This is a genomic window from Flagellimonas alvinocaridis (assembly GCF_004916895.1).
Lineage (GTDB): Bacteria > Bacteroidota > Bacteroidia > Flavobacteriales > Flavobacteriaceae > Flagellimonas > Flagellimonas alvinocaridis.
Genome location: NZ_SNTZ01000016.1, coordinates 19,676 through 40,509 on the forward strand (window position 1 = coordinate 19,676; position 20,834 = coordinate 40,509).

Annotated in this window: 26 protein-coding genes; 9 read left to right on the plus strand and 17 right to left on the minus strand. The window is 42.6% G+C overall.

The window, feature by feature from the left end:
- Positions 1-95: 95 nt before the first annotated feature.
- Positions 96-515, minus strand: a complete 420-nt coding sequence (locus tag EZV76_RS15895) for a DUF3052 domain-containing protein (RefSeq protein WP_136567540.1) — start codon at positions 513-515, stop codon at positions 96-98.
- Positions 516-614: 99 nt separating this feature from the next.
- Here EZV76_RS15895 and EZV76_RS15900 point away from each other — a divergent pair, with 99 nt between their 5' ends.
- The 4 genes from EZV76_RS15900 to EZV76_RS17220 all read left to right on the plus strand — a co-directional run bounded on the left by EZV76_RS15900 (position 615) and on the right by EZV76_RS17220 (position 2,254).
- A complete protein-coding gene (locus EZV76_RS15900; RefSeq protein ID WP_136567541.1) occupies positions 615-1,043 on the plus strand; it encodes an SRPBCC family protein in 429 nt (142 codons plus the stop codon).
- Positions 1,033-1,353: an ArsR/SmtB family transcription factor gene (locus EZV76_RS15905; protein ID WP_136567542.1), complete on the plus strand. Its 321-nt coding sequence runs from the start codon at positions 1,033-1,035 to the stop codon at positions 1,351-1,353. The genes EZV76_RS15900 and EZV76_RS15905 overlap by 11 nt, the downstream gene beginning before the upstream one ends.
- A gap of 61 nt (positions 1,354-1,414) precedes the next feature.
- The gene (locus EZV76_RS15910; RefSeq protein WP_136567543.1) at positions 1,415-2,065 is read left to right on the plus strand and encodes a GntR family transcriptional regulator; all 651 of its coding nucleotides are present in this window, start codon (positions 1,415-1,417) and stop codon (positions 2,063-2,065) included.
- Positions 2,066-2,110: 45 nt separating this feature from the next.
- On the plus strand, positions 2,111-2,254 hold the full coding sequence (locus tag EZV76_RS17220; protein WP_201741879.1) for a hypothetical protein: 144 nt from the start codon (positions 2,111-2,113) through the stop codon (positions 2,252-2,254).
- A gap of 1 nt (position 2,255) precedes the next feature.
- Here the strand turns inward: EZV76_RS17220 and EZV76_RS15915 are convergent, their stop codons facing one another.
- The 11 genes from EZV76_RS15915 to EZV76_RS15965 form a co-directional block, all read right to left on the minus strand.
- A complete protein-coding gene (locus EZV76_RS15915) occupies positions 2,256-3,275 on the minus strand; it encodes an amidohydrolase family protein (RefSeq protein ID WP_236640943.1) in 1,020 nt (339 codons plus the stop codon).
- Between the two features lie 73 nt (positions 3,276-3,348).
- On the minus strand, positions 3,349-3,936 hold the full coding sequence (locus tag EZV76_RS15920) for a nucleotidyltransferase family protein (protein WP_136567545.1): 588 nt from the start codon (positions 3,934-3,936) through the stop codon (positions 3,349-3,351).
- Between the two features lies 1 nt (position 3,937).
- A complete protein-coding gene (locus EZV76_RS15925; protein ID WP_136567546.1) occupies positions 3,938-4,936 on the minus strand; it encodes an XdhC family protein in 999 nt (332 codons plus the stop codon).
- Positions 4,933-6,132, minus strand: a complete 1,200-nt coding sequence (locus EZV76_RS15930; RefSeq protein ID WP_136567547.1) for a molybdopterin molybdotransferase MoeA — start codon at positions 6,130-6,132, stop codon at positions 4,933-4,935. Before EZV76_RS15930 ends, EZV76_RS15925 begins: the two co-directional genes overlap by 4 nt.
- Positions 6,129-6,911: a sulfite exporter TauE/SafE family protein gene (locus EZV76_RS15935; protein ID WP_136567548.1), complete on the minus strand. Its 783-nt coding sequence runs from the start codon at positions 6,909-6,911 to the stop codon at positions 6,129-6,131. The genes EZV76_RS15930 and EZV76_RS15935 overlap by 4 nt, the downstream gene beginning before the upstream one ends.
- Positions 6,902-7,969, minus strand: a complete 1,068-nt coding sequence (locus EZV76_RS15940; RefSeq protein WP_136567549.1) for a HesA/MoeB/ThiF family protein — start codon at positions 7,967-7,969, stop codon at positions 6,902-6,904. Before EZV76_RS15940 ends, EZV76_RS15935 begins: the two co-directional genes overlap by 10 nt.
- Positions 7,959-8,567 (minus strand): NTP transferase domain-containing protein, encoded by a 609-nt coding sequence (locus tag EZV76_RS15945; RefSeq protein ID WP_136567550.1) that lies wholly within the window; start codon positions 8,565-8,567, stop codon positions 7,959-7,961. The genes EZV76_RS15940 and EZV76_RS15945 overlap by 11 nt, the downstream gene beginning before the upstream one ends.
- Positions 8,568-8,599: 32 nt before the next feature.
- Entirely contained in the window at positions 8,600-9,586 is a 987-nt protein-coding gene (moaA, locus tag EZV76_RS15950) for a GTP 3',8-cyclase MoaA (protein WP_136567551.1), read from the minus strand.
- 48 nt (positions 9,587-9,634) lie between these two features.
- Entirely contained in the window at positions 9,635-9,889 is a 255-nt protein-coding gene (locus EZV76_RS15955) for a MoaD/ThiS family protein (RefSeq protein ID WP_136567552.1), read from the minus strand.
- A 4-nt stretch (positions 9,890-9,893) separates the two neighbouring features.
- Positions 9,894-12,131, minus strand: a complete 2,238-nt coding sequence (locus tag EZV76_RS15960) for a xanthine dehydrogenase family protein molybdopterin-binding subunit (RefSeq protein WP_136567553.1) — start codon at positions 12,129-12,131, stop codon at positions 9,894-9,896.
- A gap of 28 nt (positions 12,132-12,159) precedes the next feature.
- Complete coding sequence (locus tag EZV76_RS15965; RefSeq protein ID WP_136567554.1) at positions 12,160-12,621, minus strand: (2Fe-2S)-binding protein; 462 nt, start codon at positions 12,619-12,621, stop codon at positions 12,160-12,162.
- 175 nt (positions 12,622-12,796) lie between these two features.
- Here EZV76_RS15965 and EZV76_RS15970 point away from each other — a divergent pair, with 175 nt between their 5' ends.
- Both EZV76_RS15970 and EZV76_RS15975 read left to right on the plus strand, forming a co-directional pair.
- Entirely contained in the window at positions 12,797-13,897 is a 1,101-nt protein-coding gene (locus EZV76_RS15970) for a vWA domain-containing protein (RefSeq protein ID WP_409557932.1), read from the plus strand.
- A 51-nt stretch (positions 13,898-13,948) separates the two neighbouring features.
- Positions 13,949-14,896 carry a 3-keto-disaccharide hydrolase gene (locus EZV76_RS15975; protein ID WP_136567556.1) on the plus strand — a complete coding sequence of 316 codons (948 nt, stop codon included), beginning with the start codon at positions 13,949-13,951 and terminating at the stop codon, positions 14,894-14,896.
- A 56-nt stretch (positions 14,897-14,952) separates the two neighbouring features.
- Here the strand turns inward: EZV76_RS15975 and EZV76_RS15980 are convergent, their stop codons facing one another.
- Positions 14,953-15,558 (minus strand): 3-keto-disaccharide hydrolase, encoded by a 606-nt coding sequence (locus EZV76_RS15980; RefSeq protein WP_136567557.1) that lies wholly within the window; start codon positions 15,556-15,558, stop codon positions 14,953-14,955.
- A gap of 166 nt (positions 15,559-15,724) precedes the next feature.
- Between EZV76_RS15980 and EZV76_RS17105 the strand changes: the two genes are divergently transcribed.
- Entirely contained in the window at positions 15,725-15,892 is a 168-nt protein-coding gene (locus tag EZV76_RS17105) for a hypothetical protein (RefSeq protein ID WP_161594433.1), read from the plus strand.
- Here the strand turns inward: EZV76_RS17105 and EZV76_RS15985 are convergent.
- From EZV76_RS15985 to EZV76_RS16000, 4 genes are read right to left on the minus strand one after another with little or no spacing between them, the layout of a single operon-like run.
- The gene (locus tag EZV76_RS15985) at positions 15,889-17,334 is read right to left on the minus strand and encodes a M14 family zinc carboxypeptidase (protein WP_136567576.1); all 1,446 of its coding nucleotides are present in this window, start codon (positions 17,332-17,334) and stop codon (positions 15,889-15,891) included. The genes EZV76_RS17105 and EZV76_RS15985 overlap by 4 nt on opposite strands.
- Positions 17,335-17,338: 4 nt before the next feature.
- Positions 17,339-17,998, minus strand: coding sequence for a peptidoglycan recognition protein family protein (locus tag EZV76_RS15990; RefSeq protein ID WP_136567558.1), 660 nt, complete (start codon positions 17,996-17,998; stop codon positions 17,339-17,341).
- Complete coding sequence (locus EZV76_RS15995) at positions 17,995-18,429, minus strand: 3D domain-containing protein (protein WP_236640945.1); 435 nt, start codon at positions 18,427-18,429, stop codon at positions 17,995-17,997. The genes EZV76_RS15990 and EZV76_RS15995 overlap by 4 nt, the downstream gene beginning before the upstream one ends.
- A gap of 42 nt (positions 18,430-18,471) precedes the next feature.
- Complete coding sequence (locus EZV76_RS16000; protein ID WP_136567559.1) at positions 18,472-19,344, minus strand: pirin family protein; 873 nt, start codon at positions 19,342-19,344, stop codon at positions 18,472-18,474.
- A 51-nt stretch (positions 19,345-19,395) separates the two neighbouring features.
- On the opposite strand from EZV76_RS16000, the gene EZV76_RS16005 reads away from it, so the two are divergent.
- Positions 19,396-20,322, plus strand: a complete 927-nt coding sequence (locus EZV76_RS16005; RefSeq protein WP_313790968.1) for a serine hydrolase — start codon at positions 19,396-19,398, stop codon at positions 20,320-20,322.
- Positions 20,262-20,738, plus strand: a complete 477-nt coding sequence (locus EZV76_RS17445) for a serine hydrolase domain-containing protein (protein ID WP_313790969.1) — start codon at positions 20,262-20,264, stop codon at positions 20,736-20,738. The genes EZV76_RS16005 and EZV76_RS17445 overlap by 61 nt, the downstream gene beginning before the upstream one ends.
- Positions 20,739-20,834: the final 96 nt, after the last annotated feature.

Below are 20,834 nucleotides of genomic sequence, written 5' to 3' on the forward strand. Positions count from 1 at the left end.
CAGTTTAGTCGGATTAGCAGTGTAATATAACTAAAAGCCTGTATGCCAGTTCTAAAAGAAATGTGAAAAAAACAGTAATCTTAAGCTGAATAGTTTCATTTACGGTCTTTGAGGCGATATACAAATTTAAGCCCGCTCCAGTCTTCATCAATAGCAGCCACTTTAGTATCCACAAGGCCTATGTAAAGAAAATGCTCTCGAATGTGGTCTCTATTGAGATTCGTTTGGATTTTGGAAGTACCCTTGGGCCAACTCACCCATAAACTACCGTTAAGTTTTAGGTGTTCTTTGCAAAGCACGGATTGTAGAATCATTTCCTCTTGGGTAGTTATAAATAGATGGATGAAATCTATTCTGTCTTTTCCGAAGCCCTGTTCAATGTTCAATTTATTGGGAAGGTCGGCAAAAAGACTCCAATATTGTTTGGGAGCATTTAGAATCAAAACAGAAAAACCTTCTTTAATACCAAGCTTTTTTGCTAGTGGTGTTCCAGAATATCCCGATGCTGCTTTCATAATAAATTAAAATTAAGCAACCAAAAAGTTGCGTAATAGAAAAAGTTTTGTAAATTAGCAACCAATAAGTTGCATGAATATAATCAAAAAACGATAGATATGAACGATGTAATTAAAAAAGAACATGTATTTGCCCATCCCATTCAAAAAGTATGGGACGCCATCTCCAAAGCGGAAGAAATTTCCAAGTGGTTTCTCAAAACCGATTTTAAAGCCGAAAAAGGCTTTAAGTACACCTTTCAGTCCAGTGGTGAGGCCGATTGCACCCAAATTACAGGTGAAGTAAGAAGTGCCGATCCCTACACTTTAATTTACACATGGATTGTGAAGGATACCAATGTTGAGACTGTGGTTTGTTGGGAACTTGAAGAAACGGATGAAGGAACCAAATTGTATTTGAAACATTCCGGTATTTCAAACTATCCCGAAAATTCTGCGGTTACATTCTTCAATAGTTTTGATTCGGGTTGGGAGCACTGTGTGAACGACCTCAAATCATTCTTAAAGGAGGAAGTACATGCAGGATAATATTACAAAAATCTTCAAGGCTATTGCCGATCCAAAAAGGCGTGAAATATTTCACGCCTTGATCATTGCTTCCTCTGCCCTATCCATTACACAGATCTGTGGTCAGTTTAGTATCAGCAGGCAAGGGGTTACCAAGCATATCAAGACCTTGGAGGAGGCTGGTTTGGTTACCATTTCGTCACAAGGAAGGGAGCGCTTTTGTATGGCCGATGCACAGCCGCTCAAACAAGTTTCTGAGTGGATGAAATTCTATGAAAAATTCTGGGATGGTGCGTTGGACAATTTAGGGGCCTATCTGGATGAAAGCTAATGGATTATTCATTACTTCTGTGGATATGACGGGTTAAGCTAAGGATTTGTATTTTAGGGATATGAATCAAATTGGAGCCTTACGGGACATTGTGAAGAATCATCTGCTTGTCCAAATCCAAAATGGGGAGCTGGAAGTGGGCAAAACCATTAATTTGGCCCAACTTTCCCGTGATATTGGGATAAGCGCCACTCCAATTCGGGAGGCTTTGAGCCAATTGGCCTATGCAGGGGTAATAAAGGCAGTGCGAAATAGAGGCTTTGTCATTGCACAATTAAGTGAAAAGGAAGCCAAACACTTGTACGAAACCATAGCGCAACTTGAGGTAATGGCCTTGGAAGATTCCAATTTCAGTGCTGATTCCATGGAAAGATTGCGACGCACCTTGCATTTGTTTGATGACGAAAAAGACTCAACGGAGTGTTTACATCTTCGGTTTATGTTTCACAAGCTGTTGGTGCAAGACTGTGCCAACCCCATTTTATTGCAAACCTTGGACAATTTGAAACTCAGATTACGATTCTACGAGCAAGGTTTGATTCATGACCTTTCCTTTTATGCAGAAATGAATCAACAAAACGAAGCAATTCTTAGTGCAATCGAAGAAGATAATGTGCCTACAGCAGCCCTTATTTTAAAAATGAATTGGATGACTGTATTGGAATATGTTACAAGAAAGATGACATCAAATGGAACAACACGGGTCCAGTAAAAAATAATTTGGGCTCCATTACGTTTTGATACAAAAACAGTTTCGATGCAATTTTTGAACAAAGAAATAGAAGCGTTGACCAAACGGAAAAAAACCAAGACATTGGTAAAAAGACAAGTGTCCTGCGGTATTTTTCAGGATTTGGATACTGAAGGACTTCGAATCAATAAAAGTGCTCCTAGAAAATAGGCTATTCTTTGAATAGGGATTTGTCCAAACCGGGAATGAGCTCCAATGCATTCTTGTAGTATACCTTTTTAAGGACTTCATCTGGAAGGTCCAATCCGTACATAGCCCAAAAGGCATGGTATTTTTTGTAATATGGAAAATACTCATCTGCGGTTTCCAACACCCTGAAATAGGTGGGGAACTCTTCAGGTTTCCAGCTATCTTTTCCGAATAGTATTCTGTCTTGATATTTAATGAAAAATGCCCGGGCACGTTTAGGTTGACGTCCCAACTCGGCAATAATGGCTCCAATACCCACATACATGTTGGGCATTTCTTGCATCATGCCGTCCAATTGGTCTAAATCGTTCGCATACCACCCCATATGCGCATTAATGAACTTGGTCTTCGGATGTTTTTTAAACATACGATGTTGTTCGTCAATGATCTGTTGCCATGGGGCTGGGTCTGTTGCGGAGCGTTTCCGCCTGGGATGGGTCTTTAGCTCCAACCATCGTTCATTGTAGCTGTCCATGGGGTCCCAAAAGGATTTTGGGTCAGCGGAATGAATCAATACTGGAATGCCAAGCTCAGCACATTTTTCCCAAATGGGGTCTAGCCTAGGGTCATCTACTGCGACTCGCTTGCCATTTACATCATTGTTTCTTAATCCCAAACTTTTATATACTTTCAATCCTTTGGCTCCACTTTTTACATCCTCATCCAATTGTGCCGCGGCACGTTCTCCCCAATTGGACCCGCCAACGCCGCTAAAATCCACATTGGCAAAAATGGCAAACCGATTGGGATAGTGCTGGTTTACATTCCGCAATTTAGCTTTTAGGTCTTCTCCAGACCCACCGCTTAAATTCACCATAATACCCTCATTGAGCCTGTCCATATCTTTAATCAGTGTAGACAAGTCTTGGGTGTCCATGCGGAACTGGTGACTATGCACATCAATAAAGGTAAACTTGGCGCGTTCTACAGGATTTTCAGGAACCACTAAAGTGGATTTTGGATTGTATTCCTCAAATCCCATTTGCTGGGCATTACATTGAAAAAATATTAATATATAAATTAAAGTAATACTATAAGTAAATTTATTCATAAGTTTATTTATCAGTTAGTTGATTATAATCTTTAAGGGTGTCTATGTCGATTTCCCTTCCATGGGGATTTATGGCTATACAATTTTCGATTTGATTTTCAATTACATATTTTGCACCCACATCTAAATTGAGTTGGAGGAGTTCCGGAAAAGCAGCTTTTGGGAAAATTGCAGGAACGCCCATTTTTTTTCCATAGGAAGTTGTTATGATTTTGGACTTATCTTTTTCAAAACTAACCATTAGCTGATGCAGGTAATTTGCATCCAATAACGGTTGGTCGGCCAGCATGATCATGATTCCATCCAAAAAATCATTCTTTTCTAAAATGTGGTGCGCGCCAGCGGCGATGGAACTTCCCATTCCCGATTCCCAATTGGGATTGTAAATAGATTCGACCTTCTTGGGAATTATATTCTTGATGGTTTCGGCATTGGCCCCAATTACCACTGTTACCGAATCCGATACTTTTCTAGCTTGATCGATAGCATGTCCTAAGAGCGTGGTGTTTTTCCAAGGAAGGAGCTGTTTGGCCTTATCCTTCATTCGGGAAGAGGCCCCCGCTGCCAATACTAGAATGGAAATTTCGGCCATATTAAGTGTGTATTTTTCCCATTTTATCCTTCAAGAGTTGAGGATCCTTTTTGTTGATCACAGATAAAATCTCGGACAAAATGGAGATGGCAATTTCCTGAGGGGTTTCCGCACCAATATCAATTCCTGAAGGCCCATGGATTTGATCCAGAAACGTTTCCGAAACATCAGGGCAACGTTCCAAGAGTTCATCAAATAGTTTTTCCCTTCGTTTAAAAGGTCCCAATAGCCCAATGTAAGCACCAAGTTCATCCTTTAGGGCCATCACGAATTGTAGGTCCTTGACAAAACTATGGGTCATAATGATCACGGCCGTTTGTGGATCTAGACTATATTGAAATGCTTCAGGCTCCACCTGAATGAGTTTATGGATGCCGGGGAAATCCTTTTCCGATTTTTCTTCCCTCGGGTTGACCACCACACTTACTTCCCAACCAGTGAGGGCCGCATATTTACATAATTGCACGGCATCGTGCTCCGCGCCTATGATCAATAACTGAAAACAAGGCTGCATTTCCTGTTCAAAAATAGCAAGTCCTTTTTTAGATTCAACCTCATCGCATAGAGGAAACATTTCATCCTCGAACTGGAACATGGAATGATAGTTTGGGTTATCACTCTGCTCCTTTTGGTAGTAAGAATGGATACGGAAGGGCCTTCTGTCTTTAATGGTATTCCAGAAACGGGTCAAAAAGGCTTCGTTGGGCTTAAAAGTCTCCAGTAAAATATACAGAATACCCTCGCAACCTAAACGGTAACGTCCGTCATACACCATAATCCGGGAAAGTCCGGTGGTAAAGACCGTTTGGGCCTGTCGCAATACTTCTTTCTCCACACATCCGCCACTCACGGCTCCGACCATGTCTCCATTCTCAAAAATGAGCATGCGGACACCAGGTCTACGGTATGATGAACCATCCAAAGCAACCACAGTGGCCAGTATAGCAGCCTCACCCCTTTCCTGATAGCTTTGTATGATCGTTTTAAGTTCGTGTGTCATTGCCAAAGATTTCGGGTTGGTATAAACATTGCTTTAGCTTCTTTCTGCAGGCTTTCCTTTGGGGGAATCGATACGAATCCATCTACTTTGGAAAGTCCTACCAAATCCCCAGAACCGGATGATGACAGAACTTCGGCCATCAATCTTCCTTCTTTCATATCAATTTTGGCCCCTAGGAATAGGGTCAAATCTGTTTCGTTGGTAAAGGATTCAGTTAAAAGTACGGCAAATTGTGGTGCCTCCCTACCTAAAGTTTTGTTAAGCCAAGCCTTAAAATACAAATGATAGTTGACAAAGGTCGATACAGGGTTCCCGGGAAATGAAAACAAAATGGTCTTGTGTTTCAGATGTTTTCCAAACCAAAATGGTTTTCCTGGGCGCTGCAATACCTTATGAAAGGCTTTTTCCACACCCAGCGCTGCAAAGGCTTCTGGTAGGAAGTCAAACTTTCCCATGGAAACGCCTCCGCTGAGGAGCAAAACATCATAGGTTTTGATGAGATGCTCCAATGCTTTTTGGATAGCTGTCGGTTCGTCCACAAGATGATGGATGTCCGCTGCAATGTGCTCCGTTTCCAAAAGCGCATAAAGGGAATGGGAATTGGATTTTCTAATTTGAAATGGTAACGGGATTTCCTCTACGTTCACCAATTCGTTCCCTGTGGAAATTACTGCAATTTTGGGAAGTTTTTTCACCACGACCTGTGCTTTTCCCACTGAGGCCAATATCCCTATTTCGGCAGAAGTAATGGAAACCCCAGATTGAAGTAAAACTTCACCTTGATTAATGTCGCTAGCTTGATAATGTATGTTTTGCCCTTTTTTAATGGGTTTATTAACTGTAAATATGTCACCCTCCCTGGAAGTATGCTCGTACATGATCACCGTGTCGGCATTTTTGGGTACGATTGCCCCAGTCATGACTTCTGTGCAATTACTGCTATTCTCAAGGAGTATTTGGGGGGTTCCCGCTTGGGCCATTCCAGAAACGCCAAAAGTTTGCCCTTGGGATTTAATAGCATCAAATTGTATGGCAATGCCGTCCTTGGTGGATCTATCAAAAGGAGGAAAATCCCTGTCGGCTATAATATTTTCAGCCAAAACCCTCCCTTGGGATTCATCCAAGGATACAGTTTCTTTCCCATAATCTTGTGCATGGTCCAGCACTTTTTTTAGTGCATCATTAAATTCAATCATGAAAAAAAGTTTACTTCCAATCCGTTTTTGAGCAATACCCGAACCCCTACAAAGAGTACCAAAAAGCCAGTCAACAGTCGAATACGTTTTGCTGATAACTTTCCAATGCTCAACCGTACTCCTAGCTGCCCACCCATTAGAACGGCAAATAATAGTCCCAATATTTCGGGCCAGAAGATTTCAAAAGAGTCACTGACAAATAGCCCCCCAATCCCCGAAACGGAATTGACCAAGATGAAAAAACTGGCCAAAGAAGCAATGACAATAGGTTTGTCCCATTTCATATGATTGAGTACGGGCGCCAAGAATATCCCCCCGCCAATGCCCACCAATCCAGACAAAAGGCCAATGCCCGCTCCCAGAAGATAGGAAACATAGCTTGGATATTGTTTTACATTGAAGTTGGAGCGCAACGACAAGGTTTGATAAATCAATGCAATGGCAGATATAATCAAGGCCAAAGCCAGTAAAATGAAAAACACCTGTTCTTTTAATCTAAATGAGGCTCCCAAAAAAGCCATGGGTATACTGGCGACCACAAATGGGATGAATTTTTTCAAGGGCAAATGCCCATTCTTGTAGTAGAGATAACAGCTTCCTGTGACCACTGTTAAGTTGCAGAGCAACGCAGTTGTCCTTATCGCAAAAAAACTGGTCAGGACCAAGGTAAGTATGGCCAAGTAACTGGAGCCTCCCCCAAAACCAACCGCCGAGTATAGCGTTGCAATTACAAAGAACGCAAGTGTTAATAAGATGAAATCTACAGAAGCTAGGGACATAGCATCATCATTTTGTTCATGCCGCCCAAGACGTTGTAAAATTTTATGGCAGGAAAAGAAGTTTCCAATTGCTGTATGGCCTGTTCACTTCGTTTTCCAGATTGACATATGACATAGACTTCTTTTGTTCCTACAATGTGTTCCGCTGCCAATTCCAAACGGTTCAAAGGGGTATTGATTGCCTCATTGAGATGTTGGGCATTAAACTCATTGGGGGTACGTACATCCAATAGGGTAATATTTTGTTGGGATTCCAATAAGAGTTGAAATTCTTCCGCACGGATTGAAGGCACTACGCTACAATCCAGTTGTTGATATTGGTCCTGTAATTTTTTGATTTTTTGATTTTCGGGGTTGACTTTAAAACCAATTTTGGTGGACTGTTGGGTTAGTCCATCAAATAGCAATAACTTTCCTGATAAGACCTCCCCTATCCCTGTCAGTACTTTTACAACCTCCAATGCTTGAAAGGTTCCAATGATTCCGGGAATAACGCCCAAAACCCCATTTTCATTGCAATTGGGCACCTCATGGGGGCTTGGCATGTTGGGATATAAACAGCGATATGTTGGTCCATCATTATAGTTGAATACGCTTACATGTCCTTCAAAACTGTGCAATGCGCCATAGACAAAAGGTTTTCCCAAGATAACACAGGCGTCGTTGATGAGATATCGTGTTGGAAAATTATCCGTGGCGTCCAGGATCAAGTCATAAACTTCCAAAATATCCAAGGCATTATCCTTAGTCAGAAAGGTATCGTGTAGATGAAAGGTTGTGCCAGAATTCTGTGCGCTCAATTTTTCATGAGCCACCTCCAGCTTCGACCTTCCCAAATCGTTTTCGGTATAGAGGGTTTGTCGTTGCAGATTGTGCAATTCAACGGTGTCTTGATCCATAAGGCCCAAAGTCCCCACTCCCATGGCGTTAAGGTATTGTAATGCTGGAAGGCCCAATCCGCCCAAACCCACGACCAAGACTTTTGAATCGGCCAGCTTTTGCTGTCCTTCCGGACCAAAATCCTTTAATTGGGTTTGTCTGATATACCTAGGTTCCATGGTTGATTGCTATTTTGGATTTTGCAAACTCGTATTCCGATAGTGAATTGGCATTGTACAACACCTCGTCATGTTCGGGGAAGACCAACTTGGTATCCGTATTGAGCAAAAATTTTCGAGGACAGGAACTTTCCGATGTTTCCAAGTGGGTTATGGCCTTTTGAAGCCCTTTGGGTTCCCAAATGGTAATCAAAGGTTCGGGCAGCTTTGTTTGGTTGGTGGCAAAGGAAGTAGCTGATGCATTGGAATCCCTTTGTTCTACCAATTGTTTTATACTTTCCAAGTCCAATAAAGGGAGGTCGCAGGCCAACACTAACCAAGCAACATCTGAATGCAAAGCATGTGCACTAAGAATACCATTAAAAGGACCACGATATTCATTTTTGTCCACAATGGCCCTATATGCTTTTTCAACAGTTGCTTCCTGTTCTTCGCGAACGCTCAAGAAAACAGTATCGCATAGCTGTTCCAATAACCGGTAGAGATATTCCTGCTGGGGAATATCATGGTAGGTAATCAACCCTTTGTCCGACCCCATGCGGGTACTTTTACCTCCCGCAAGGACCAATCCGTATAATTTGGGTGTTGCTTTTTCCATTTTGTCTGCGTTTAGATTAAGATATGGGTTACCTATCCGCCAATGGATGTCATTGAACTATCAAAAACGGTATTGGAATGTTCGTTTTGTGCTTCAAATCCTGTTTTGGCTCTAGAACCAATGGTTTTTAAGATAGTTTCTTTCACTTTTTCCACTGATGATTCGCCACGAATTATATCCCGAAGATTTGCCTTAGGCTTTCCATACAAGCAGGTGATCACATCTCCAGTAGCTGTAACTCGCAAGCGATTACAACTGCCGCAAAATGTTCTGCTAAAAGATGGGATGATGCCAAAGGTTCCCGTATGCCCCTTAATCTTATAGTTTATGGATGTGGATTCCTTGGGCGACTCCAATTTTTGATAATCAGGAAAGGCCCTGGCAATATGTTCCAATATGGCCTTATAGTTCCAAGCAATGGATTTAAAGTTTTTGCTTCCCCCATTGAATGGCATTTCCTCTAAAAATCGAACTGAGACATCATGGTGCTTCATAACGTCCAGAATAGGAATAATATCCTGCTCGTTTTGCCCTTCCAACACAATAAAGTTGATACGTACATTGAATCCTTCGGTAATCAGACGGATTAAATTATCATGGACGGTATCAAACTGCTTCCTTCGGGTAATACGTTCAAAAGTTTCCCTGTTGATGGAATCCAAACTCACATTAATATTTTTAATGCCCAATGCTTTAAGCTCATTAATATGGGGGCCAATCAATGTGGCATTTGTGGTGACCGAAATATCTTTAAGGCCATCCAAAGTTGCCAAATGGCGCAGTAACACCATTAGATCCTTTCTCACAAAGGGTTCGCCTCCCGTGATTCGGATTTTATCAATGCCTTGGGAAACCAAAATTTCACTGACCTGTTTAAGTTCAGGGATGGTGAGCAATTTATCATTTTGGACAAAATTGATTCCCTCAGAAGGCATGCAATAGTTGCAACGTAGATTGCACCTGTCGGTTACCGCCAACCTGAGATAATTGATCTGTCTTCCGTGATTGTCTATCAACATAAATCCAAATAATTGCTTTGTAATGGAAAGATACCGATTTTATGCGGATTATCCCCCACTCACTGGGGGGATAAGCGCAATTTCATCATAGGAATTGATGGTATCATCATCATTAGCATAGTTGTGGTTTACGGCCACGGCCAAGGATGACAATTTGTTGAGTTCAGGGTAGGTATCCCCCAAAAATTGTTTCAATTCCCTAACGGTTTTGGGTACTTGTTTACCGGTTACACTGGAAGTGGGAACGGACAAAGTGGGACTTCCCACAATGTCCTTCGTGATTCCAAACAAAAGTATCGTCATATAATCAGCCTATAATTTCCTTTTCGGGTACTTTTAAAAGTTCTGGTGTTTTGGTAAATGGTTGTTTATAGAGTCTATTTCCTGTGGCAGATTTAAAAGCATTGGCCACTGCACCTCCTGCTGGCGGCAGAGTGGGTTCGCCCAAACCGGTAGGTGAAAGACCATTGTCTATAAAATGGGTTTCCACAACAGGGGCATCCTTAATCCGCAGCAATCGATATTTGTCGAAATTATTGGCGGTGGGCTTCCCGTCCTTAAATGCCAATTCCCCGAACATGGAATGTCCTACACCATCCAACACACCGCCTTCCACCAAGTTTTTGGCTCCGAGGGGGTTCACCACAATCCCGCAATCAACAACACAGGTGATTTTTTTCAGTACAGGCTCTCCATTTTCAATTTCAACATCGGCCACTTCGGCCACGTGGGTGTTGTGGCAGTAATAGTTCACGAAGCCTTGGTGTACATGCTCCGGCTTTTTGCCCCAACCTGATTTTTCAACCGCCACCTTGATGACTTCTTTCATGCGGTCTGGAGAATATTGGATACGCTCATCCTCTTCAGGCTTTACATTGTCCAACAAATCCAAACGCAACTGTATCTTATCCACTTCCATCAATTCGGCCAGTTCATCAAAGAAACTTTGTTCGGCATAGGCCAAAAAGTTGGTATATGGGGCACGCCATGCGCCTGTGGTAATGTTACTGTCATATTTAGCGGTATCCACTTGGTAATTTTCAATGGCACCGGCTGGGAAGAAATTGGGAACGAGTCCGTACATATTGGAATTCACGGCGGCCTCTTTTAAGTGGTAGGCCGTTACTTTTCCATCTTTCACTCCTGCTTTAATACGGTATTTGATGGACATTCTGTAGATTCCATCTTCCATATCTTCCTCTCTGGAGAAAACCAACTTTACAGGTTTCTTGGCTTTATCGGCAATTTCAGCAGCTTCAATGGCAAAGTTACCATAGAGTCTTCGTCCAAAGCCACCACCAATACGGGTCATTTCCAAATGGATATCATCGGCTTCGCGGCCTAACAATTGTGCCACAAAACCAGCAGTGCCTTCTGGAGTTTGTATAGGGCCCACTAGGTGCACTTTCTCTTCGGTGACATTTGCGAAGAAATTCATGGGTTCCATACAGCTATGGGGTAAGAAAGGAGATTCAAAGGTGCGTTCCAGTACTTGGTCCGCATCAGCGAAAGCTTTCTTTACGTTGCCATCAGACCGTAAAGTCTCAAATTTGTTCCCATCCAAAAGACTGGTCAGAATTTTGTCATGTTCCTCGGTACTTTCAGCCTTGGTTACCTCTTCCCATTCGGCTTTGATAGCTTTTTTGGCTTTCATGGCCTCCCATGTAGAGTTGGCGAGTACTACTATTTTGTCGCTATCACTAATAATACTTGTAATCCTAGGAACCGATTCTGTAAGTCCTCGTAACTTTTCTCCTATGGTAAAGATATCCACCACACCGGGCATGGCCCTGGCGGCCGAATCATCATAGGAAACCAATTTTTGTCCAAAAGCAGGTGGACGCATTACAGAGGCATAGACCATGCCCTCAGTTTTGTAATCCATCCCATAAAGAGATTTTCCAGTGATGATTTTATCAATATCCACATTTGGGGTGTCTTTCCCCATGATTTTGTACTCGGAAGTCTTCTTCAGAGGCACATTTTCGGGAACTTCCAGTTGAGCGGCGTCTTTAACAACATCGCCATAACCCAGGGTTTCTCCTGCTGCATTGGTAATAATCCCTTCGCTCACGGTACATTCCGATGGGTCCACGCCCCAACGTGCCGCTGCCGCACTGACCAACATCTGTTTGGCCGCAGCTCCGGTCTGGCGTAGGGCATCCCATCCAAATCGGATGGATTGACTACCCCCAGCCACCTGTCGGGTGTAATTATTGGTATCCAGAATACCTTGTTCCACATACACATTGTCCCAAGCAACATCGAGTTCCTCGGCAATGATCATGGGCATGGAAGTCTTTACCCCCTGCCCTACTTCGGGATTGGGGGAAAATATGGTGACCGCACCATTGTCTGCAATTTTGATAAAAGCATTAAAGTCGTTATAGTCCAAACTGGCCAAATCTATGGCAGGTTCGGCAATGACTTTAGGTTTGCACGCCTGGAAAAGGTTAAAGCCAATGAGCAGACCTCCTCCGGCTAGGGAAGAATTGCGCAAAAAGGCTCTTCTATTTAAAGTGTTGAATGTATTGTTAGTTGACATGATTCTGTTTTTAGGTGAAAAGCTGGTGTTAATCCATATTTTCCGCAGCGATCTGCACCGCTTTGCGAATTCTAGTGTAAGTGGCGCATCGGCAGATATTGCCGTTCATGGCATTCTCAATGTCCTCTTCAGAAGGATTGGGGTTTTTCGCCAAAAAAGCAGAAGCGGTCATGATCTGTCCCGCTTGACAGTACCCGCATTGGGGTACATCCATCTCTTTCCAGGCCTCTTGCACGGGATGGGTGCCATCTTCGGAAAGGCCCTCGATTGTAGTAATGGATTTTCCATCAATCTGGGCAAGGGTAAGGGAGCAGCTTCTCATGGCAGTGCCATCAACATGGATGGTACATGCACCACATTGGCCAATTCCACAACCGTACTTGGTACCCACAAGATCAAGGTGATCACGCAGCACCCATAAAACAGGAGTGTCTTCGGCAACATCTACAGTTTTGGATGCGCCGTTGACATTGATTTGATACGTTGGCATAGTTTTTTGATTTGAATGAATATAGTTTGTATGCTGTTGAAGTTACCAAAAAATGAATCCAAAGCTTCTTTTTTAACAAGAGAGACGATTTTTTAACTTTTCTTTAAATCTATTACTCATTTTGAAAATAATTTTTGGACCAATTGAACGTTCTGCATGTTGAACCTTAACTTTTATGAAAATGAAAAACGTACTTCGTTATTTTTTCCTAACCTCCTTAGTTCTTGTTTTTTTCTCTTGCGGCAATGCTGATGATGATGTGAATTTCAACATAAATGATGGTGAATTGGGTCAGGGCAAAGAGCCGGATGACTGTCTGGGCTTTGGTGAAAATGACCTCTTATTATCCATTCAAGACCAGTTTACCACCTTACCTGGAAAAGTATCCATTCTCTTTAAGGTTTCAGATGATATGGGTAATCCCGTTTCTGGATTAACAGCCAATCAGTTCACCATTTATGAGCAAGGTAGAAACGATGATTGTTTCAATATTATATCCTCTTCGGAATCGCAGGCGCGTATTTCCCCAAATTCCCAAGTGTTCAACAACAACACTTTATTGGTGCTGGATTTGAGCAATAGCGTATTGCAGGGAAGTCTGGAAGAGTTGAAGTCAGCTTCCATCAGTTTCATCAATAACGTAATGCCCACTGGCGAAGATGAAACAGGCTCATTTAAAATGGCGATTTATTGGTTTGATGGGGAAGATGAATTGCATGCATTGAATCCGTTATCCTCATCTGCTGAGGAATTGACCGCTGCCATAAATGGGATCACTGCCGATATCAGTAATGACCCTTCCACGGATTTGTACGGTGCGGTGATCAAGTCCACCAAAAAGGCGGAAGATCTGCTCAAGGAAAACAACAACAGTGAAATCATAGGGGCGGCATCCATAGTGTTGTTTACAGATGGAACAGACCAAGCTTCCCGATATAAAGAGGCCGATGCCCTGAAAGCCGTAGAGAACGCCAATAGAAATATTTCTTATTTTTCCATTGGACTTGGAGCAGAAATCGATACCGAGGTATTGACCAAAATTGGGAAGACGGCCAGTGTGTTTGCTTCCAATAAAGAGGAATTGGAGAACACCTTCAATCAAATTTCCCAACGAGTCGCCGAACAGGCCAACAGCTTCTATCTTTTTGAATATTGTACCCCAAAACGTGATGGTAGTGGCGAAAGCAACTTGGTGATCCAGTTGACCGATGGCAATAGCAAAGGGGCTGTTCAGACCAAATTCAGTGCCAATGGATTTACCGGAGGTTGCGAATAGTGGGACTTTTGAATAATCCCTATCTTGGTCGTCATAATTAATAAACAAACTATGACTTTCAAGAAAAAAACCTTGTACGTTTTATGTAATGCCCTACTCCTAGGGGCCGTCTTTGCAATGAATGCCCAAAATAAGATTCCATTGGAAGGTCGATGGGATTTGGAAATGGAGTTTGAGGGAAAGACTGTTCCATCTTGGTTGGAAATCAAACATTCCGGACACGCAACACTTATAGGCCGCTTTGTCTTTGCTTTTGGCAGTGCTAGACCTGTTGCGGAAGTAAAAACTTTTGGTGACAATCAATTTTCTTTCAGTATTCCCCGTCAATGGGAGCCAGAAGGAACCGATATGGTCTTCCATGGTGCTTTGGTAGACGGCAAACTAAAGGGTACCATGATCTATACTGATGGGTCTGTGAACCATTGGACAGGTGTAAGAGCCCCTAAATTGGCTTATACCGAAAATCCAAAATGGGACAAACCCATTGAAGTGTTCAACGGAAAAGACCTTGCAGGATGGCATACCGACCGTGACTCAAACCAATGGGTGGTCAAAGATGGTATTCTCACCAGCCCTGAATCTGGAGCTAATTTGATTACCGATGAAAAATTCCAGGATTTTAAGCTACACGTGGAGTTCCGCTATCCAGAAGGAAGTAATAGTGGTATTTACCTTCGTGGCAGATATGAGGTGCAAATTGAGGATGATGAAGGATTGGAACCTTTGGATATCTATATTGGTGGTGTCTATGGTTTCTTGGAGCCTACGGAAAATGCAGCCAAAGCTGCCGGGGAATGGCAAACCTATGATATTACCTTGCTAGGGCGAAGGGTTTCTGTAGTCCTTAATGGGAAACCTGTGATTACCGATGCCACGATTCCTGGGATTACTGGTGGGGCGTTGGATAGTAAGGAAGGAGAACCTGGTCCATTTATGATCCAAGGAGACCATGGCCCAATTGAGTATAGAAGCTTTGTGGTCACTCCATTGAAGAAGTAGAATACATATTGATTGAACATTAAAAAAGCCGGAATTTAATTCCGGCTTTTTTGTGTTTATGATTTTATTGGTACAATCTTAATGTTGCGCCAGTTTACTTTAATTCCGCCTCCATCATGAATCTGAAGTGCAATGGAACCTTTTCCCTCACCAATCTTTTCATCAGTCAGTGTAACCATTTCAACTCCATTCAACCATGAGGTGATTTTAGCTCCTTCTGCACGGATTTTCATGGTGTTCCACTCTCCCATTTTAAGGTTCTTGTCTTTTTCCGGATCGGGCTTGATCAACCAGCCGCGACCATAGGATTCGTAGATTCCTCCAGTATCCTTACCGGGAGGCGCCACCTCTACCTGCCAACCACTTACTTTGGTGCCATCAACGGTAGAACGGATAAAAACACCACTATTGCCATTGGCCTCTTGTTTGAATTCCAAGGTCAACTCAAAATCATCATAAAACTCATTGGTGGACAAATACCCATATCCAGCTTTAGGTCCACTTTCACAAATGAGCAGTCCGTCTTCCACATACCATTTCTCATCTCCATGAACAGTCCAGCCGACCAGATTTTCCCCATTGAACAATTCGATTGCGTTTTGTTGGGCACAGCCCACTAACGAGATACATGCCAACAAAAGGCCAAAAAAAGTTAGTTTCATAATGTAATGATGGTTTCTTGATTTTAAGATTCTGAAAAGATACTGAAACTTTGATGGATTTGACAAGACCCATGGTAGGGTTTTTCTAACAAAGGTTGTTTATTATGTAGCGACCACAACTAAATTACATCCTAAAAGCTCTAACGTCTAACTCAAAAACAATACCATGGATGTAGTCAAAGAAATCATTCAGAACAGTGCCATCGGACCATTGCCGATGGGATACAAAAGATTGGTGCTCTCCCTTTTTGTATCCATTGTGTGCACATTGCTTTTTATGTTGATCCTATTGCTGATCAACGGGGCCACGGCCAATTTCCACTACGGTTACTAACGATAAATCAAGGCATTTCCAAAGTTTTGTTCTTCAATGGGTTTGGATAAATCCAGCAGAAATCCATTGATGACGGCATGGGTTATTTTATCTCCTTTCTTTAAAAAGAAAGTAGGGTTTACGCCGGGTTGTAAACGAAAAGGTGTCAATTTGAAATCTTCCCCTACAAGATGGACAGGGGTGTTCACAGCAGGATCTAGCTTTGGTAGCGCAGTTTTTAAATAGGCCACACCTTCTTTCAAGAGGTTTTGGGTATACCCCTCACCTGTAGCGGAAACCATTCTTGGAGGAACAATAGTATATCCCGAAGCATCAAAGGTTTCATATCCGTAGAAAGTGGATAAATCCCCTTGATCACCTACAGAACTTCGGTAATAAAAATGATTGTGGTCAGTAAGGTCCACTTCGTTACGGTAAATTCCCAAGTCCAGAATATAATCCTCACCCAAAAGATTATAGGTGGCGTTCGCAATTTTTAGATCGAACAACTTCCTATCATTATGGGGTATTTTCTCGTAATCCTCAATGGGAATATTTTTGTAGGTGTCTTTGGCTATGGTATACAATGCTGAGAGAATGGACACATAGTTCAACTTTCTGATTTCCTGTTTTTCCACATCGTTGGCATAACCACCTGATTCTATCAAAATTAAACTGGTTCCCCATTTTGCTATATTATCCCCAAAAGCACGGGGTTCAAAATCATCGCTATAACGTCCAACCTGGCCCGGGGCATAATTCTGGATAATCTTGTTCATGTACACAATGATTTTCATGGCATTGGCTCGAATTTCATTGATGTCCTTTTCATAATTATAGGCTGTGGCCAAATAAGAGATAGTCGCGGGTTTATTGGTCAATTCTGCATTGTAGTACGTACTTTGATCATGTAGATTGAAACCGAAATCGGCATTTAGGCTGTCCCGTATACGCTTTAAGGCCCTTCCTTCAGGAGATTGTAAGCGAAGCGCATCCCTATTGATATCTATACCCAAGGTGTTCCTGCGTTGGAACACTTCCGCTCCATCTGGATTGAGCATCGGTAAAAAATGTAAGGACAATTGGGATAGTATTTCTTGCTTTTCCTTTTTGAAGTCATTAGAGTCCAGAAAATGAAGAATATCAAAAATCGCTTGGGTGGCCGTTGGCTCATTGCCGTGCATCTGTGACCATAAAAACACATTGATTTTCCCCGTTCCAATACTGATCAAATTCAGATTTCTGCCCTCAATGGATTCGCCCACTTTTTGGACCTTGAACTTTGAATTTGCATCAAATTGTTGGATCAGGGGTTGGATATCGATATGTTTTACCCTCCTCTTGTCCAAAGAAGGCTCTTTGTACTTTTCATAGGTTTCATACAATTGGGAAGTAATTGCCTCTTGTCCGTAAATAGACAACGTGGTCAATACCAATATAAAGGGCAACAGTTTTTTTAGCATCATCTTATTTTGTGGGTACAGGCTTAAAGTTATATTTTTTAGTGGCTTTTCGAACTTTTTCCATGAAGTCCATTCCAGGGTCTGTTTTTGTGGTACGGTAGCCATCATCCACTTCCAACCAAAGGGGATGACCTTCAAACTGTGTATATTCTTGATGGCCGATTACGTACTCAATATCGTATTTTGATGCCAAATATTCCACCAAATAAATGTTGGATTTAAGCTGCGCTTTGGTCAACGGCAAATCTTTGCCCCCACCCACATTTTCCACTCCAATGGCACAATGGTTCAACCCTATGGTGTGTCTTGCCATCGTAGTTTCGGGCATCAACCGGTAAATGGTACCGTCTCTGTCCACCAAAAAGTGGGAAGAAACGTTTAACCCGCTCACATTTTCCAGTGCAGGGCGCCAGTTGGGCAGTGTTGGGTTGTTAAATGCCCTAAATGATGCTTCCAAGGTTGGGATGACTGTCCAGTGCAACACGACCATTTTTGGAACAATGTCCGGGGTGTCCTGTTCCAGCTCATAACGCTGGGCCAAGTATTCCTTGGTAAGTTCTATACGTTGTTCGTTAAAAAGGATGGGGATATCCACAATTTGTCTTTTTACGGAACAAGACCAGGTTGCAATTGCCAATAAAGAGAGGAACAGTATTTTTTTCATTGAAGGGTATTTTGCGTAAAAATAGTGTCCAAAGGGAGAGCATAGCAAATTTGCAACCTCTTTTTTCCCCATTCCCGCGCTTTTTTTACATCTTTTCCCATGTAGATGTCAATTCGGTTTTTCCACTTCCAGTGCATTTTGTCCTTTACATAAAAGGTGTCTGGAAAGGTGTCTATTTTAACCATCGTATTGTGTGTAAGCCCCATTTTAATGAGGTCGCGTGAGACCGCAATGCATTTCATGCCGGGTTTTAAGGTATCCCCCCATGCAGCTACCGAGGGAGAAATACTATCCGTTTGCCAAAAGACAGAATTATAGGCCGAAGCAGTTACCTCATGCCCCAACCATTCAAACTGGGGAGGTTTCAATTTAGCATCAGGCTTTTTGGAGCAAGCCGTGGCAAGAATAAATATGAAGAGTAGTTTTCGCAATAGGCCTTGTGTTGATTTCTTAAAGGTACATATTCCTTGGAATCAGCTAGGAAGTGGCACATAGGTGTCATCATCCGTCATCATGGGAAAGGTTTTGTTCTTCCATGCTTCCTTGGCCTGTTCTATGGTTTCCTTGCTTGAAGAGACAAAGTTCCAAAAAATATGACGCTCCTCTGGGAAGGGTTCACCGCCAAACAGTAACAAATGTGTGTTTGGGCTAAGCTTGATGTTACAGGTGTCTTCGACTTTGGATACCAGTATATTTCCTTTTTCGACGACTTCACCACAGGCTTCTATACTACCTTCCACAATGCAAATTCCAATTTCCCCTTTAAGTTTCCCGTTCACGTTAAGTGAATAGGCCCCAGCGTTCTTTACTTCAATCATGAACAAAGGGGAATGTGCCGGAACGGGTGACATTTTCCCATAGCCCTCCCCTGCCACCAAGGTGAATTCTGCATTTTCGTCGTTCCATTTGGGGAGGTCTTTCCCTTCAATATGATGGAATTGGGGTTCCATGTTTTCCAATTCTTTGGGCAGTGCCGCCCATATTTGATAGCCATGTGCCGTGAACTCGTTCCCATGCCTCATATCTTCTGGAGTCCGTTCCGTATGGCTTACCCCCTTCCCTGCGGTCATCCAGTTTACGGAGCCTGGCCGTATGCGCTGATGCGTTCCCATTCCATCCCTGTGGATAATTTCCCCTTCTAGCATAAATGTCAGTGTGGATAGGCCAATATGTGGATGTTGGTCCACATCCATATATTTTTGTGGCCCCAGTTGGGTAGGTCCCATATGGTCTATAAAAATGAAAGGGCCTATCATTCGCTTCTTTCGGAATGGGATAAGTCTTCCCACCAAAAAATCGCCTATATCCCTGCTGCGTTCTTCAATGATCAATCCTATGTTGGACATGTGGTAAATGTTTATATTTAGAAACAGAAAGTTACAAATACATCCAACACCATGAAACTACTTAAACGTGTTTTGCTGCTCCTGCTTATTATAGTCGGAGTGGCGGTATACCTAAATTACCCCAAATTGAATATCATTTCTGGTTATGCGGCAAAAAATATGGCCTCTGGGGTCTTTGTGGCAGAGCGTTCGGCCGCATCCATGAATACGTATGATAACAATGTGCCTTTAATAGAGTTGGCCGAAACCCAAGTGGATGAAACAGAAGAATCAGCTTCCTCTACGGTTTATGGGTTGATGGAACGTACTGCAGTGTATCGTGATGGATTGGGAACCGTACTGATTAATGATAGCTATGATCCTGACAAATTGACCATTCGCCCCCATCGGAACAAAATTATGGACACCATTCCATACCCTTACGGACAGGCAGAACCTCTGGATTCCATTTTTGAGGAAGTGGATTTGGGGCAACTCAGTAAAGCAGTGGCCATGGCCTTTGGCAATCCAGATGTACAGAAAACACGTACCCTTTTGGTGCTCTACAAAGGTCATTTGCTCACCGAAAAATATATAGAGGGCTTTACCAAGGATACTCCTATTTTGGGGTGGTCCATGACCAAAAGCGTTTTAGCCACCTGTTTTGGGGTTTTGGAACATCAGGGCAAGTTGGAAATGGATTGGCCTGCTCCAATTGCAGAATGGAAAGCCGATGAACGAAAGAACATTACCTTAAACCATTTGCTGCGTATGCAAAGCGGGTTGGAATGGAATGAGGATTATAGCGGAATTTCTGATGTTACCCAAATGTTGTTCTTGGATAGCGATATGACACAAAAACAAAGAGAAAAAAAACCATTGCACCCCCTACGGAGATTTGGAACTATTCTTCAGGAACCACCAATCTACTTTCCGGGATACTCAGACAACAGTTCAGAAGCCATCAGGAATATTTGGATTTCCCCTACTCCAGTTTAATTGATAAAATTGGCATGCATTCCATGGTTTTGGAGGCCGATATTGCCGGGAATTATGTGGGGTCCTCCTATGCTTGGGCCAGCACACGTGATTGGGCCCGTTTTGGACAGTTGTATCTGGACAGGGGAAAATGGAATGGGGAACAAATCTTTGCCCCAGAGTGGGTAGACTATATCACTACCCCTACCCTGCACTCTAACGGAACCTATGGGGCACACTTTTGGCTCAATGCCGAAGGCAAGTATCCAGATGTGCCCAAAGACCTATTCTCCTGTAATGGCTACCAAGGACAATATGTGTTTGTGATACCGTCCAAGGATTTGGTCGTTGTGCGTACCGGTTTGGCCGAGGAACCGGAATTTGACGTGAATGGCGTATTGTCAGCCATCGTGAAATCTGTTCAGAATGTCGATTAAATCATACCGAAGTTGAAATAAACCACAATAAAGGATATATTCACAACAATAATTTCTTTTACAGGGACACAGATGGTAGTTTTACCATGTAATTGA